Source organism: Leifsonia sp. 1010 (genome assembly GCF_031455295.1).
Lineage (GTDB): Bacteria > Actinomycetota > Actinomycetes > Actinomycetales > Microbacteriaceae > Leifsonia.
Window position 1 is genome coordinate 444,824 of sequence record NZ_JAVDSL010000002.1, and the last position, 15,925, is coordinate 460,748.

The window sequence follows — 15,925 nt, forward strand, 5'->3', positions numbered from 1 at the left end:
GCTCTCTAGACTCCCCGGGTGATTCTCTCTCGTAACTCCAGTACCCTGTCCGCTCCCACCCGTGCGCGCCGCTGCGTACGCGCGGCTGCCGTGGGGGCGGCTCTCGCCGGCGCCCTCATCGTGGCTCTCGCGCCGTCCGCGCCCGCGGGCGCCCTGATCGGCGGGACGCCGGTCGCGGTCGGCGAACGTCCCTACTTCGCGACCGTGTCCGGGCCCGCCGGCGTGTGCGGCGGCGCGATGATCGGCACGGAGTGGGCGATCACGGCCGGCCACTGCGTCGCACAGGGGGACGCTCGCGACGTCGTCGTGACGGCGGGATGGACCAGGGCCGGCGAGGGTCGTCCGGTCACCCTCCACGGTATCCAGGCGTACTGGCATCCGACCGTCGACATGGCGCTGATCCGCGTGCCGGCGACGCCGGGTATCGCGACCGTTCCGCTGGCCGACGCGCCGCTCGTGGCGGGCGACACCTATATCAGCGTGGGCGCAGGTGAGGGGAGCGGCGAGCGCCTCACGGAGGGCCGCTTCAGAATCGACTGGGCGAGCCCGTACTGGGAGTTCACGGCGAAGGGAGCCACCGGCACGGAAGGGAACTGCTACGGCGATTCCGGGAGCCCCGACATCGTCGAGACGCCGGCCGGAGACCGCCTGGTCGGCGTCGCCTGGGGCATCACCCCGCAGACCTGCGGACCGACCACGCGATCGCGCAGCTACAACGTCTGGTATCCCGCGACCCGCCAGTGGATCGCGTCGGTCACCGGAGGCGCCACCTCCTGACCGCTGCCAACAGCTCCGGACTTTTTCGCCCCCGCCGCGGCGTGTCGGGCGGAAAAAGTCCGGAGCTGTCGGCATGGGCGGCGGGTCAGGAGTCGCGGCGGGGGATGCGGAGGGGGTTGCCGTCGCGGAGTTCGGGCGGGAGCACGGCCTGCGGGGCGTCCTGGTAGGCGATGGGAGTCAGCCAGCGGCGGAGGGCCGTCGCTCCGACGGAGGTGTGGATGCTCGCGGTCGTCGATGGCCAGCCGCCACCGTGGTGCTGCGCCCAGCCGATGGCGACGCCGGTCGGCCAGCCGTCGAAGAGGAGGCGCCCGGCGACACCGGTGAGCGCGGCGGCCAGGGCCGTGACGTCCTCCGCCATTCCGCGGTGCATGGCCGCGGTGAGGGACGGCTCCAGCGCCGCGACCAGCGCCGGCAGCTGGGGGTCGTCGTAGCGGACCAGCACGGTGACCGGTCCGAAGCACTCCGCGAGGAAGGGTGCGGGGTCGGCCAGAAAGGTGTCGGCGTCCACGAGCACGACGGTCGGTGCGGACGCGCCGTCGGCAGCGTTCCCGCGCACCACCTCGACCGAGGGGCGCGCCGAGAATGCGGCGACGCCGTCGGCGAAGGCCTCCGTCATCCCGTCGGTCAGCTGACGGCTCGACGGTGCCTCGCCGAGCGCGTTCCGGACGGCGTCCTCGACGCCGCCGCCGGACGGCACGAAGACGAGTCCCGGTTTGGTGCAGTACTGACCCGCGTCGCGGGTGAAGGAGGCGACCAGGCCCGTCCCGATGGCATCGGCCCGCTCCATCGCGGCGGCCCGGGTCACGACGACCGGGTTGATGCTGCCGAGCTCCCCGTAGAACGGGATCGGGTCGGGACGCGAGACGGCGAGGTCGAACAGGGCCCGCCCGCCCCGGGTCGAACCGGTGAACCCGGCCGCGCGCACGAGCGGGTGACGGACCAGCTCGGTGCCCGCGTCCATCCCCTCGACGAGCGCGAACCAGCCGGACGGGAGGATGCGCGCGGCGAGAGCAGCCGTCCGGCGGGAGAGCAGCGGGTGGCCCGGGTGCGCCTTGACGATCACCGGGCAGCCGGCCGCCAGCGCTGACGCCGTGTCGTTTCCGAGCACCGAGAACGCGAACGGGAAGTTCGACGCCGCGTACACCGCGACCAGGCCTAGCGGCCGCAGGATGCGGCGGAGGTCCGGCCGCGGCGGGATGAGCGACGGGTCGGGCGATTCGACGACCGCCTCGAGGTACGCGCCCTCACGGATCACCCCGGCGAAGAACCGCAGCTGCGCCGCCGTGCGCGTGACCTCTCCGTCGAGCCGTGCGACAGAGAGGTGCGTCTCCTCGTTGCCGAGGCGGACGAGCTCCGCCCGGTCGTCGTCGAGGGCGGCGGCGAGGGCCTCCAACCAGCCGGCGCGGTCCTCGCGGGTCGTGGGAGCGGATGCGGCACGAGCCGTCGCGGTCGCCGCATCGGCCACGGCTGTCTCGGGCATAGCCGTGTTGCCGCTCACGCGAAGGCCGCCAGTCCGGTCAGCGCCCGGCCGAGCACGAGCGTGTGGATCTCATCCGTGCCCTCGTAGGTGCGCACCGACTCCAGGTTGGCCATATGCCGCATGACCGGGAAGGCGCTCGTGATGCCGTCGCCGCCGAGAATGGTGCGCGCCTCGCGGGCGATCGCCAGCGCCTCGCGCACGCTGTTCAGCTTGCCGACGCTGATCTGCGTCGGGGTGAGCCGCCCCGACTCCTTCAGCCGACCCAGATGCAGCGCCAGCAGCATCCCCTTCTCGTACTCGACGAGCATGTTCGCCAGCTTCTCCTGGATCAGCTGGGTCGCGCCGATCGGGCGACCGAACACCTCGCGCGTCGTCGCACGCTCGATCGACACCTCCAGGCAGTCACGCGCAGCGCCCAGCGCACCCCACACGATGCCGTACCGCGCCTCGTTGAGACACGAGAACGGACCGGAGAGACCGCGCGCGCCGGGGAGGAGCGCCGACGACGGGAGGCGGACCTCCTCCAGCACCATATCGCACTGCACCGAGGCGCGCATCGAGAGCTTTCCGTCGATCGCGGTCGCGGAGAACCCCGGGGTCGAGGTCGGCACCACGAACCCTCGGACACCGTCGTCGGTGGCCGCCCACACGACGGCGACATCGGCGAGAGCGGCCAACCCGATCCAACGCTTGGCGCCGGTGAGCACCCAGTCGTCGCCGTCGCGGCGGGCCGTCGTGCGCATGGTGGCCGGGTCGCTCCCGCCCTCCGGCTCGGTCAGCGCGAAGCAGCCGATGCGCTCGCCGCGGGCCATCGGCGGGAGCCACTCGGCCTTCTGCTCGTCGGAGCCGAACTTCGAGATCGCACTCATCGCCAGGGAGCCCTGCACCGAGACGAACGTGCGCCAGCCGCTGTCGGCGGCCTCCAGCTCGTGGCAGACCAGACCGTAGCTGACCGCGCCCGCGCCCGCGCATCCCTCGTCCTTCAGGTGCATGCCGAGCACGCCGAGCGCACCGAGCTCGGCGACCAGCTCGCGGCGGAAGTGCTTGTCCTCGAAGTCCTGCTCGATGACCGGGCGGATGCGCTCGGTCGCGAACGCGCGCGCTCGGTCGCGCCAGCCGCGCTCCTCGTCGCTGAGCAGGTGGTCGATGCTGAACGCCTCGTCGAGGGTCGTCGTCACGGTCGGTCCTTTCGCCGGTCTATCGGGTGATGCAGGTGGTGCAGGTGAGTCGGGTGGTGCAGGTCCCTCTGGCGCGCTCAGCGCTCGTCGGTCCAGCGCGCCTCGTGCGCGCCGAGCGGCGGAGGCGGGGTGCGGTGGACGGCCGGAGCGGTGTCCAGCCGGATGGGCGTCGCCGGCTGACGCGAGGCGCGCCCGGTCTCTGGATCGACGCTCGTCACGACCGGTTCCAGCCCGAGCGACTCGGCGAATGCGAACGCCTCGGCGATGTCGTTCACGAGCCCGGCCGGAACGCGGGCGCGGGTGAACGCATCCACCCAGTCGGCGGCGGTCCGGGAGGACAGCAGCGGTTCGAGGATGCCGCGCAGCGCGTCGCGGTTGCGCACGCGGGCCTCGTTGGTGGCGAAACGCTCGTCACCGGGGAGAGCAGGGTGGCCGAGGACGACCGCGAACGCGGCGAACTGCCGGTCGTTGCCGACAGCCACGACGAGTTCGCGGTCGGCCGCGCGGAACAGCTCGTACGGCGCGATGCTCGGGTGCGCGTTGCCGAGACGGGCGGGGGAGCGGCCGGTCGCGAGGGTGCCGGACGCCTGGTTGGTGAGGGCGGCGAGCAGCGAGCCGAGCAGGTCCACGTCCACCCGGGAGCCGCGCCCGGTCGCGTCGCGCTGGCGGAGGGCGAGCAGGATGCCGGAGAACGCGTTGAGGCCGGTCAGCACATCCACCAGGGCGACGCCGACCTTGCTCGGTTCGCCGTCGGGCGCTCCGGTGATGCTCATCAGGCCGCCGACGGCCTGCACGAGCAGGTCGTAGCCGGGGAGGGCCGCTCCGGCATCGCGGCCGAAGCCGGTGATCGAGCAGAACACCAGCCGCGGATTCGTCTCGCGCAGGGTCTGCTCGTCGAGGCCGAAGCGCTCCATGACGCCGGGCCGGAAGTTCTCGACCACGACGTCGGCCGTGCTCGCCAGGCGCCGGGCCGTCGCCAGCCCGTCGGGGGTGGCGAGGTCGCAGACGACCGAGCGCTTGTTGCGGTTGACCGAGCCGAAGTACGTGGACTCGCCCGCATCGTCGACCGGAGGACGCCAGGCCCGGGTGTCATCGCCGCCGGGGCTCTCGATCTTGATCACGTCGGCGCCGAAGTCGGCCAGCATCATGGTGGCGTACGGACCGGCGAGCACGCGCGAGAAATCGGCTACGCGGACCCCGCGCAGCACACCCGCATCCGGCTTCTCCGGGATGCGGCCGCGGTCGTCGGCCATGCTCGCTCCTTCGCTCGACACGGATTCATCCTATAGCGAATGATTCGATCGCGTTATCGTTGACGGGTGACCTCAGCGACGCGCGAAGCAGCACGCACCGGCCGCTCGGCGCCCGGCGCGCGCGACGCCGTGTTCGCCCAGCTCGACGACGCCGGACGCGCGGAACAGGTAGCCCGGAGGCTGACGGACGCCATCCTTCTCGGGGTGCTGGAAGCCGGCGAGCGGCTTCCTAGCGAGGCCGAGCTGGCGCGCCGCTTCGGCGTGGCGCTGGTGACGGCGCGGGAGGGTCTCGGGATGCTCCGGCAGGCCGGGCTCGTCGAGACGCGGCGCGGGCGCGACGGAGGCAGCTTCGTCGTGCACCGCGGAGAGGCCGACGACGCCCTGCTCGCGGCACGGCTGCGCGGGCTCTCGCAGGTCGAGCTGACCGACCTGGCGGTGTACGTGACGACGATCGCCGCCGGGTGCGCCGACCGCGCCGCCGAGCGTTCGACGCCTGCCGACGACGACCGGCTGCGCGCCTGGGTGACGGCGGCGGATTTCTCCGACGCGGCCGAGGCCAGGCGCAACGCCGGCGGTTTCCTCCTGGAGCTCGCCGTGCTCAGCCAGTCCGCGCGGCTCGTGCGTGAGCAGCTGCGGCTGCAGGCGGAGTTCGGCCCGTTGCTGTGGCTCGGCATGCGCGACCCGGCGCTGCGTGCGGCCACCGCATCCGCCGCTCGGGAGGTCGTGGACGCGGTCGCTGCGCGTGAGGCTGCGACCGCTCGGGCACGGGTCAGCGGGCTGCTGGACGAGGTGGCCCGGTGGCTGCTCGCGGCGAAGGCGCGGATCGAGCGCGGAGGGACGATCGATGGCTGAATCGACGACGGAGGCCGCTGTGGAGGCCGTTACCGCTGCCGCGCGCGTCTCGGACCTGTTCGCGCGCATCCACGACACCCTCGGCGGCTGGCGGGAGGCGATCCTCGCCGCGGAGCCGTCGGGTGCGACCTCCCTCGACGATCGGATCGCCGCGCTGGTGCTGCCGGCCCTCGCCGAGGACGACCCGCTGCTCATCGGCGCCGGCTTCGTCGCCGCGCCCGAGCTGGCCGGCGGCTCCGACGTGCGGTTCTGCTGGTGGCTCGGCCCGCTCGACGAGAACCCGGTGTTCGGCGCGACGCGAGCGCCGTCGAAGCTCGACCTCGCCGCGCGCTCGTACTCGGACTACCTGCGCGACTTCCGGTCGCTGGAGTGGTACTGCGTCCCGCAGTCGACCCACCGCACGCACATCACCGGTCCGTACGTCGACCACCTGTGCGCGTGCGACTACATCGTCACGGTGACGTCGCCGGTCGAGTACGACGGGCGGATGCTCGGCGTCGTCGGCGTGGATGTGTACGTCAAGCGCCTCGAGCGGGAGCTGCTCCCGTCGATGCTCGCGAGCGGCCGGCCGCTGGCGCTCGTCAACGAGCAGGGTCGCGTGACGGTGTCGACGGACCCGGCCGTGCTGGTCGGGACGGTCATCCCCGTCGGCTCCGATGCGGAAGAGTGCGCGGGGACGACGTTCCGGCTGGTGGAGACCGGGGGAGTGTGAGCGGGGCCCGGGCGCATCAGCCTGCAAGCGTTGTGCCGCCGGGCTACACTCGCAACGACCGCGCACATGCGCGACCCGGCCGGCGACAGGCCCGGGACCAGACGACCAGGAGGAGCCGACGATGACTGGCGGCTTCATCCGGTACGCGCCGACGGCCGGTCCGTCGCGGTGGCTGCTCGTCGCGGGTCGCCGGTTCGTGGCCGCCGTCGAGAGCACGGTCTCCGACGAGATCGTCGACGCCGTGTACTGGCTGGCGGATTCCGACCTGGCGACCATCGAGTCCGTCGTCGGAGCCTTCCCGCTCGCCGGGCCGGACAGCGTCCGCTCGTTCGCGGTCGCGGAGATCGCCGAGCCCAATGCTGCGGGCGAGGTCACCGTGACGGCGGTGGTGCGTGGGTCGGCGGCCGTCGACGTCTTCTCGGTCGGCGGTGCGCGCCGGTTCTCGTCCGGCGGAGTCCAGCCATGGGTGCTGGCCGAGTTCCGCACGGTGACGGGCCTGGTGCTGCAGGGTGACGACGCACCGACCGGGCCGGTCGCCCGGCTCTCGATCGGCTCGCTGCCGCTGCGCGTCGGCGTCACCGACGGCGAACTCCTGACCTGGACGCTGCAGCCGATCGAGCGCGCCGAGCGCAGCCGAGAGGCCCCGGCCGCAGCCGAGGCGGTGACCGGTCCGGCAGCGGAAGAGACGATCATCCGCTCCCGCAACCAGAGTTCCAGCCTGTTCGGCGGCGCAGGAGCCGGCGCCGGTGACGCCGGTGCGGCGTCCGAGGTCGTGCCGCCCGCGGCGCATCCCGCCCCGCACGAGCTGCCGGGTGCCGTCGACATCGACGAACCCGCGCCGTCCTCGCCCGGCCTTGCTGCGCTCGCCCCGGCTCGCGACACGCCGGTCTCGCCCGCTGGGCCGCTGACGATCCGCACCGACGAGGTGTTCCCGCCGACCGAGCCGGTGGTGCTGCCGCCGCCCCCCGCGACCTTCGCCGCGCGCCTCCCGTCGGGGGACACGATCGCGCTCGACCTGCCCGTCCTGATCGGTCGACGGCCGGCCCCGCAGCGCGTCGACTCCGGCGTGGAGCCGCGTCTCGTCACCGTCCCGTCGCCCACCCAGGAGGTGTCGTCGACGCACGTCCGCATCGAGCAGTCGGGGGACGCGGTCGTCGTCACCGACCTCCGCTCGACGAACGGGACGGTGGTGACGGGTCCCACCGGCGCGCGGCGGCTGCGTCCGGGGGAGTCGTCCGTCGTGCTCGCCGGAGCGAGGGTGGAGATCGGCGACGGTAATATCATCGAGATCACCGCCCGCAGAGACGAAGGACGCGAGTGACCCAGATCGGTCGCAGCAGCAGACGCCACACCGTGGCTGTCCCCGGCGATCCCGACGCCCGCATCAGCCTCTCCTGGGCCGCCCTCAGCGACACCGGATACCGCCGCAGTGTGAACGAGGACAGCCTCCTCGCGCGGTCCCCGATCTTCGCCGTCGCCGACGGGATGGGCGGGCACACGGCAGGAGACTTCGCCAGCACGGCGGTGGTCACGCGTCTCGCCGAGAAGGTGAAGGCCGACTTCGTCGGAGAACTCGCCCTCACCGAGGCCCTCCGCTCGGCGGTGGACGACATGACCCGCGGCGTGGGCCAGACCGACCTCGGGACGGGCACGACGGTCACCGGCATCGCCCTCACCCTGGTCGACGGCAACCCGTACTGGCTGGTGTTCAACATCGGCGACTCCCGCGTCTACAGCTACCGCGACGGGACGCTGGAGCAGCTCACCGTCGACCACTCGATCGTGCAGGAGCTGCTGGACGCCGGCGCCATCACCCCGGCGGAGGCCGAGGTGCACCCGCACAGCAACGTCATCACACGCGCGGTCGGCTTCAACGAGGACCCGGTCCCCGACTACTTCCTTCTGCCGATCGTCGCCGGCTCCCGGCTGCTGGTGTGCTCGGACGGCCTGACGAAGGAGCTCACCGAGCACGGTATCCGCTACTTCCTCGGCGAGGGCTCCTCTCCGCTCGACGCGGCGCAGCAGCTGATGGATGCGGCACTCGGCAACGGCGGGCGCGACAACGTGACCGTCGTGGTCGTCGACGTGCTGGCGACCCCGGAGTCCGGAGCGCACCGCGAAGGCGTCTCCCGCAGGGCCGCTCGCCGCCACTGATTCTGCCCCCCGACTTGGGGGTAATCGAGTTGTCCCCAGTGCGGGTCCGGGCCGGTCGGCGGCGGTATCCGGCTGCCTACAATTGTCAGACGCCTCGCACCGGCGAAGGCGTGATCGACGAACGGGAGGAGCCGATGGCCCGGCGTTTGCCGTCCCAGCCGCCGAACCTCCCCGGTTTCTCCTACGTCCGGGTGCTGGGTTCCGGCGGCTTCGCCGACGTCTTCCTGTACGAGCAGAACATGCCGCGTCGTCAGGTGGCGGTCAAGGTGATGCTCGCCGAAGTGGTCACCAGCCAGGTCAAGCAGATGTTCCAGGCCGAGGCGAACCTGATGGCGCAGCTGAGCACGCATCCCTCGATCCTCACCGTCTATCAGGCCAGCGTCTCCTCCGACGGGCGGCCGTACCTGGTCATGGAGCTCTGCTCCGCGGCGATCGGCCAGCGGTACCGCACCGAGCCCCTGTCGGTGCCGGAGGCGCTCAGCACCGGCGTGCGCATCGCCAGCGCGGTCGAGACCGCCCACCGCGCCGGAGTGTTGCACCGCGACATCAAGCCGTCGAACATCCTGAGCACGGCGTACGGGCACCCGGTGCTGAGCGACTTCGGCATCGCGGCCACGCTGAGCGAGGCCGACGTCACCGAGGCGATCGGCCTCTCCATCCCGTGGTCGGCTCCCGAGGTGCTGCTCGACGAGACGAGCGGGACGATCGCGAGCGAGGTCTGGTCGCTCGGCGCGACCCTGTACTCGCTGCTCGCCGGGCGTTCGCCGTTCGAGGTGCCCGGCAAGGAGAACACGTCCGCCGAGCTCATCCAGCGCATCACCAAGAGCCGGCCGCTTCCCATCGGTCGGGCCGACGTCCCGCCGCGCCTCGAGCAGGTGCTGATGCGCGCGATGTCTCGCCGCCCCTCGCAGCGTCAGCGGAGCGCGCTGGAGTTCATCCGCGAGCTGCAGGCGGTGGAGAGCGAGCTCGGGCTGCCGCAGACGCCCATCGAGGTCGCCATGGACGACTGGGCCCTGGCGACGGCCGGCGATCCGGAGGACCGGACCCGGGTGAAGGGCGTCGTCGCCGTCGATCCGGGCGCGCGCCGCCGCCGACGCCGAGCGGCACCTGCCTCCGCGACGGTGACCCGCGCGCCGACCCGGACCGTCGTCCGCGAGAGCGGGAGCGCGCAGACGCCGCAGCAGGCCGCCCCGTCGAAGACTTCGCGCGCCCTCGTGCTCTCGCTCGTCGCGTGCGCGGTGCTTGTGGTCGTGCTCGCCGTGACGGCCTCGATCGTGCTCGTCCGGGCCGGGGCCAGCGACGACATCCCGACCGTCCGCGACCTCAGCGGCCGGGTGACCGGCAGCACCATCGTGTTCACCTGGACCGACCCAGGGCTCCAGGAGGGCGACACGTACCAGGTCACGGTTGACGACCAGCCGCCCAGCAGCCAGCACGCGACAGAGTTCCGCGTGGATGCGAAGTCCGGTCAGACCGTCTGCGTCACGGTCACGGTGAACCGCGACGGCAAGACCGGGACGCCGAGCGGGCAGAAGTGCGTCGAAGGGACGGGCGGGACGTGACCCGCCTCGGCGCCATCGGCTCGTGGCTCGCTGCGCACAAGTCCATCGCGGCGACAGCCGTGAGCGGCACGGCGGTGGCCGCCCTGGTGACGACGCTCGCCGTCGTCTCGGGCGGCTACAGCGCGCAGCACCTCCGGCTCGATGACGCCTCGGTCTGGGTCGCGAGCGACGCCAAGAAGTCGCTCGGGCGGGCGAACACCGAGATCGACAAGCTCAACTCGGTGGTGGCCGGCACGGGGGAGGCGCTCGACGTCGTCCAGGACGGCACCGACGTGCTCCTGCTCGACCGGGAGGCGAACACGGTCGCGGTGGTCGACCCGGCAACCGCGGAGGCCGGCAAGTCCGTCGCGCTCCCGCCGCGTGCACCGCAGGTGTCGCTCGCCGGCGGCCACGTCGCCCTGTTGTCCCAGACGACCGGCCAGCTGTGGCTCACCGGGGTCGACCAGCTGGAGGACTTCAACTCCGGCTCGGCGGCCACGATCGACCTCGGCGGCCGCGCGGTGTCGGCGATGGACCCGTCCGGCGTGCTGTTCGCGTACCAGCCGGCGACCCGTGCCCTGGTGCGCGTCGCCCTCGACGGCGCCGAGCCGTCCACGACGACCGAGACGCTGCGCACCCGGGGCGATGGAGCGGACGTGTCGCTCACCTCGGTGGGCGGCCACTGGGCGCTCCTCGACCCGTCGGCCCGCACGCTGTCGATGGAGGGCCGGACGGTCAGCCTCGCGTCCCTCCTTCCCGAAGGCGACGATCCGGTGCTGCAGCAGCCGTCGGCCGACGGGGACGCCGTGTTCGTCGCCTCCACCGCCGGACTGATCCGGGTGCCGCTCGACGGCGGATCGGCGAGCCGCGTGCTCGCGCGGCAGTCGGGTGCTCCGGCCGCGCCGGTCGCGGTCGACGGCTGCACCTACGCCGCCTGGAACGACGGGACGGCGTGGCGGTCGTGCTCGGCGAACGGCTCGGGCGAGAGGTCGACGTTGAAGGATGTGCCGTCGGGCGCCGTGCTCGGATTCCGCGTGAACGGCGACCGCGTCGTCCTGAACGACGGCCGCTCCGGCATCTCCTGGGCGGTGCAGAGCGGAAACGCCCGCATCGACAACTGGGACGAGCTGGTGTCGAAGAAGACCACACAGGAGCTCGTCAACCAGACCAAGCAGGATGACGCCCCGCAGTACGAGAAGCAGGAGCAGCCTCCCGTCGCCGTCGCCGACTCCTTCGGCGCCCGGCCGGGACGCGTGACGCCGCTGCCGGTGCTCCTCAACGACTACGACCCCAACGGCGACGTGCTGACGATCGACTCGTTCACCGCGGTGCCGGCGAACCAGGGCACGATCGAGCTCACCAACGCCGATCAGCAGCTCCAGCTCTCGCTCCCCGACACGGCCACCGGGACGATCGCCTTCGACTACACGATCTCCGACGGCCGCGGCGGGACGGCGAGCGCGCACGTGACTGTGGCAGTGCGGACGTCGGCGGAGAACAGCCCGCCGGTGTGCGTGCGCAACGCGAAGGCCGTGGTGCAGTCCGGCGGTCGTGTGTCGGCTCCCGTGCTGGGCGACTGCTACGACCCCGACGGCGACTCCTTCTACCTCGCCGGCGCCTCCGTCCCCGCTCCGGATACCGTGACCTTCACCCCGCAGGGCCAGGTCGCCTACTCCGACCATGGCGACGGCGAGGGAGTGAAGGATGTCGCCCTCACCCTCTCGGACGGGCGCGCGGAGGCCGCCGGCCTGCTCGCCGTGACTGTGCGCGCGCCGGGGCAGGTGCCGATCATCGCGGACCCCTTCGCCGTCGTGGCCTACCAGGGGCAGGAGGTGACGGTCGCGCCGCTCGACCACGTGCGGGGCGGCAACGGCACGGTGCGCCTGAGCACCGTCCCGACCAAGGCGGACGCGACGATCACGCCGGATTACCAGGGCGGCACCTTCCGCTTCGAGTCCGATCAGGCCGGGACGCACAACATCGAGTACTCGGTCACCGACGGCATCGTGACGGCGACGGGGGTCGTCCGGGTCGAGGTGAAGGCGCCGCCCGGGGCGAAGACCGCCCCGATCGCCGTGCCGCACACCGCATTCATCCGCGAGCAGTCGACGCAGGACGTCGATGTCCTCGCCACCGACATCGACCCGTCCGGCGGCGTGCTGCTCGTCACCGGGGTGACGGAGCCGGAGGCCGCGACCGGCGTCCGCGTGCAGGTGCTGCAGCAGCGCACCCTGCGCGTCACGCTGAGCCGACCGCTCGAGGGTCCCGTCGACTTCCACTACCGGCTCAGCAACGGCCTGGCCGACACGGTCGGCACCGTCACCGTCGTGCAGCTGCCGCCGCTGACCGTGCACCAGCCGCCGATCGCTGCCCCCGACAGCGTCTCGGTCCGGGTGAACGACGTGGTCGACATCCCGGTGCTCGCCAACGACGTGCAGCCAGACGGCGACAAGCTGACCCTCGACCCCACGCTGGCGACGCCGCTTCCGAGCGGCGCCGGACTGCTGTTCGCCAGCGGGGACCACCTGCGGTACCTCGCTCCGGCCAAGCCCGGCAACTACACGGCCGCGTACAAGGTCTACGGCGCCGACGGCCAGTGGGCGACGGCCGAGGTGACCATCGCGGTCCGCGAGCGCGACGCCGCCACCAACAACCCGCCTGTGCCCAAGACCGTCACCGCCCGCGTGCTCGCCGGTGACACGGTCCGCATCACCGTCCCGCTCTCCGGGATCGACCCCGACGGCGACTCGGTGCAGTTCATCGGGCAGGAGACGAACCCGCAGAAGGGCGCCGTGATCGCCTCCGGGCCCGATTGGATGGACTTCCAGGCCGGCGACTACGCGGCCGGCACCGACACCTTCACGTACGCGGTGGTCGACGCGCTCGGCGCCCGCGCCACCGGAACGGTCCGGGTCGGCATCGCGGCCCGGGTGGTGGGCGCGCGCAACCCGATCGCGGTCGAGGACGACGTGACGGCCCGGCCGGGCCGGACGCTCTCGGTGCAGGTGCTCGCCAACGACAGCGACCCCGACGGCAGCCCGCTCAGCGTCACGGCGGTAACCTCCCTCGACGGCAAGGCGAAGGCGAAGATCAGCGGCGATGTGGTGACCGTCACCGCGCCCCAGACCGAGGGCGCCTACGGCTTCCTCTACACGATCCAGAACGAGCGCGGGGGAACCAGCCAGGCGTTCCTGCGGCTCACCGTCGACACGAAGGCGCCGCCCGCGCGTCCCGTCGTGTCCGATACGACCCTGGGCCTCTCGGACATCCTCGGCAAGGACCGGGTGGATGTGAACGTGCTGGCCAACGTCTTCTTCGCCGACGGGCCGGTGTCCAGCCTGAAGCTGTCGCTCGTGCCCGGGTACACCAGCGATGCGCAGGTCACCTCGTCGAAGCGCATCCGGATCGCCATCGGGGCGAAGAGTCAGATCGTGCCCTTCCGGGTGGCGAACCCCGAAGACGAGGACGTCGTCGCCTACGGGTTCGTACGGGTGCCCGGCTACAACGACGCCCTGCCCCAGCTGAAGCGGGGTGCGCCCAAGCTGACGGTCGTGAGCGAAAAGACCCTGACCATCCACCTCAACGACTACATCGTGGCCGTTGGCGACCGGAAGGTGCGGCTGACCGATGCGGCGACCGTCCGTGCGACCCACGCGAACGGAGACGACCTGGTTGCCGGGAGCGACACCCTGCAGTTCACGTCATCGCCGCGGTACTTCGGGCCGGCGTCCATCTCGTTCCAGGTGACGGACGGCTCCAGCGCGACCGACCCGGACGGCAACGTCGCCACCATCGTGCTCCCGATCGAGGTGACGCCGCGCGAGAACCAGCCGCCGGTGTTCACGGGTGCGCTGATCGACTTCGAGCCGGGCCAGACGAAGACGATCGATCTGACCAAGGTGACCAAGTACCCGTACGCCAAGGATGTCGGCGAGCTGGTGTACTCCATCCAGGATCCGCGACCCGCCGGAGTCTCGGCGTCGCTGAACGGGCAGAAACTGACCGTGACCGTCGCCGCCGACGCCGAGAAGGGCACACGCCCGTCCCTCTCCATCGGGGTGAAGGATGCCGTGAACGCCGGGCAGGCCGGGCGCATCGACATCTCGGTCGTGCCATCGACGCGTCCGCTCGCGAGCCCGCAACCCGACCGCGTGATCGCGCCGCGCGGACAGGCGTCGACCGTGGATGTGCTGGCCAACGACGGCGCGACCAACCCGTTCCCGGGAAAGCCGCTGCGCGTCGTCGCTGTGCGCGGCCTCGGCGCCGGGCTGCCGGACGGCGTCAGCATCACGCCGAGCGCCGACAACTCGGAGCTCCAGATCACGGTCTCGCAGACCGCGGCGGCCGCCGACACGACGCTGCAGTACGAGGTCGCCGACGCGACCGGCGACCCGGACCGGTATGTCTGGGGCACGGTGACGGTCTCGGTGCAGGACCGCCCCGCCCCCGTGTCGAACGTCCAGGTCGGCGCCATCGCCGACCGCACCCTCACGCTCTCGTGGATCCCCGGCGCCTTCAACAACTCGCCGATCACCGGATTCGAGGTGACGATGGCGTCGGCGTCGACCGGCGCGGTGCTGTCCACCACACCGTGCGCGACGACGACCTGCGCGCTCACGACGCCGGGCAACGGGCCGTCCAACTCCGTCACCCTCAGCGTGCGGGCGAAGAACGCGCTCGGACTCTCCGACCCGACGACGTACGCCGAACCCGTGTGGTCCGATGTGATCCCGAACGCCCCGGCCGCCCTCTCGTCGACGCCGCTCGATCAGGGACTCCGGGTCACCTGGGCGAAGCCGGCCGACGCTCCGGGGGCGAGCCCGATCACCTCGTACGTGGTGTCGGTGGGCGGAGTGACCAAAGCCCTGCAGGTCATGGGCACGGACCCGGTCGGCACCCGCTACGCGCTGAACGTGACCGACCCGGGCATCGCGAACGGTGCGGCGATCGGCTTCACCGTCGCGTCGCGCAACGAGTTCTACCAGGGCCGGACGACGTGGAACCAGAGCCAGGGGAGCGGCGTGCCGGCCGGGGCGCCGACGACGACGGGAACCGCACCCGTCGCCACCCCGAGCACGACCGACGGCACGAGCGCCACGCTCAGCTGGTCGAACGTCTTCGGCGACAACGGCACGGCGATCACCGCCTACTACGTCGCCGTCTTCCAGGGCGGCAATCCCACATCGTGCCGGGTCGACGGCGTCGAGGACGGCCAGCCCACTCTCAGCACCGCTGGCCTCACCCGGGTCCAGGGCGGAAGCACCACCTTCGACGGGCTGAACCCGAACCGCACCTACAACTTCATCGTCTACGCCTACAACGGCCAGGGCTGCACGCCCGCCGCCGTCGTGAGTGCGACCCCGCGCCAGGCGCCGGGCGATGTCAGCCAGATCGCGGTCAACGGACGCGTGCAGGACGGCGACACGGCCGACTTCGCGGTCACCGTCTCGTACCGCGCGGGCGGCGGGTCCAACCCGGTGTTCGACTACCAGCTGGTCAGCGGCGGCGCCGTCGTCGACTCCGGTCAGCTCGCGGGCACTTCCGGAATCCTCACCGGCTCAGGCGGCAACCACTACGGCGTACCGCTCACTGTGCGGATCACCCGCGTCTGCGAGAGCTACACCGACAGCGCGCCCCTCTGCTCCACGCAGAGCGCGCAGCAGGACCTCGGTGTCGCGGTGAGCGTCGCGATCGGCGGAGCGCGGTTCGACCCGGCCAGCCACGTGTTCACCTGGACCAGCTGGCCGACCGGGCAGTACGACGCGGTCACCTACAGCTGCGACGGCACGACCCAGCTGCCCATGCCGGCCGCCGGCGATACCGCATCCTGCACCGCGCCGGCGAACGATCCGACGCCGACCCTGGTCGTCCGGGTGGTCAGCGGGTCCGACACGTACACCCGGCAGTACCCGGGATCGAGTCTGCAATGAGTGGAGGACGCCATACTGATGGGATGTGCCGCTCGCCGCGGCACGCAT

Annotated in this window: 10 protein-coding genes; 7 read left to right on the forward strand and 3 right to left on the reverse strand. The window is 72.1% G+C overall.

Annotated features, from left to right (window positions below):
* Positions 1-18: 18 nt before the first annotated feature.
* On the forward strand, positions 19-777 hold the full coding sequence (locus tag J2Y42_RS12880) for a S1 family peptidase (protein ID WP_309859222.1): 759 nt from the start codon (positions 19-21) through the stop codon (positions 775-777).
* 85 nt (positions 778-862) lie between these two features.
* On the opposite strand, the gene J2Y42_RS12885 is transcribed toward J2Y42_RS12880, so the two are convergent.
* The 3 genes from J2Y42_RS12885 to J2Y42_RS12895 form a co-directional block, all read right to left on the reverse strand.
* Positions 863-2,257 carry an aldehyde dehydrogenase family protein gene (locus J2Y42_RS12885; RefSeq protein ID WP_309859225.1) on the reverse strand — a complete coding sequence of 465 codons (1,395 nt, stop codon included), beginning with the start codon at positions 2,255-2,257 and terminating at the stop codon, positions 863-865.
* Positions 2,258-2,271: 14 nt separating this feature from the next.
* Positions 2,272-3,435 carry an acyl-CoA dehydrogenase family protein gene (locus J2Y42_RS12890; protein WP_309859227.1) on the reverse strand — a complete coding sequence of 388 codons (1,164 nt, stop codon included), beginning with the start codon at positions 3,433-3,435 and terminating at the stop codon, positions 2,272-2,274.
* Positions 3,436-3,512: 77 nt separating this feature from the next.
* Positions 3,513-4,688, reverse strand: a complete 1,176-nt coding sequence (locus tag J2Y42_RS12895; RefSeq protein WP_309859541.1) for a CoA transferase — start codon at positions 4,686-4,688, stop codon at positions 3,513-3,515.
* 66 nt (positions 4,689-4,754) lie between these two features.
* On the opposite strand from J2Y42_RS12895, the gene J2Y42_RS12900 reads away from it, so the two are divergent.
* The 6 genes from J2Y42_RS12900 (at position 4,755) to J2Y42_RS12925 (ending at position 15,877) form a co-directional block, all read left to right on the forward strand.
* Positions 4,755-5,540 (forward strand): GntR family transcriptional regulator, encoded by a 786-nt coding sequence (locus tag J2Y42_RS12900; RefSeq protein WP_309859230.1) that lies wholly within the window; start codon positions 4,755-4,757, stop codon positions 5,538-5,540.
* Positions 5,533-6,252, forward strand: a complete 720-nt coding sequence (locus J2Y42_RS12905; protein ID WP_309859233.1) for a cache domain-containing protein — start codon at positions 5,533-5,535, stop codon at positions 6,250-6,252. Before J2Y42_RS12900 ends, J2Y42_RS12905 begins: the two co-directional genes overlap by 8 nt.
* 121 nt (positions 6,253-6,373) lie before the next feature.
* Positions 6,374-7,573, forward strand: coding sequence for an FHA domain-containing protein (locus tag J2Y42_RS12910; protein ID WP_309859236.1), 1,200 nt, complete (start codon positions 6,374-6,376; stop codon positions 7,571-7,573).
* Positions 7,570-8,406: a PP2C family serine/threonine-protein phosphatase gene (locus J2Y42_RS12915; protein WP_018190853.1), complete on the forward strand. Its 837-nt coding sequence runs from the start codon at positions 7,570-7,572 to the stop codon at positions 8,404-8,406. The genes J2Y42_RS12910 and J2Y42_RS12915 overlap by 4 nt, the downstream gene beginning before the upstream one ends.
* Positions 8,407-8,516: 110 nt before the next feature.
* On the forward strand, positions 8,517-9,968 hold the full coding sequence (locus tag J2Y42_RS12920; RefSeq protein ID WP_018190854.1) for a serine/threonine-protein kinase: 1,452 nt from the start codon (positions 8,517-8,519) through the stop codon (positions 9,966-9,968).
* Positions 9,965-15,877, forward strand: a complete 5,913-nt coding sequence (locus J2Y42_RS12925) for an Ig-like domain-containing protein (RefSeq protein WP_309859244.1) — start codon at positions 9,965-9,967, stop codon at positions 15,875-15,877. Before J2Y42_RS12920 ends, J2Y42_RS12925 begins: the two co-directional genes overlap by 4 nt.
* The last annotated feature ends 48 nt before the right edge of the window (positions 15,878-15,925 follow it).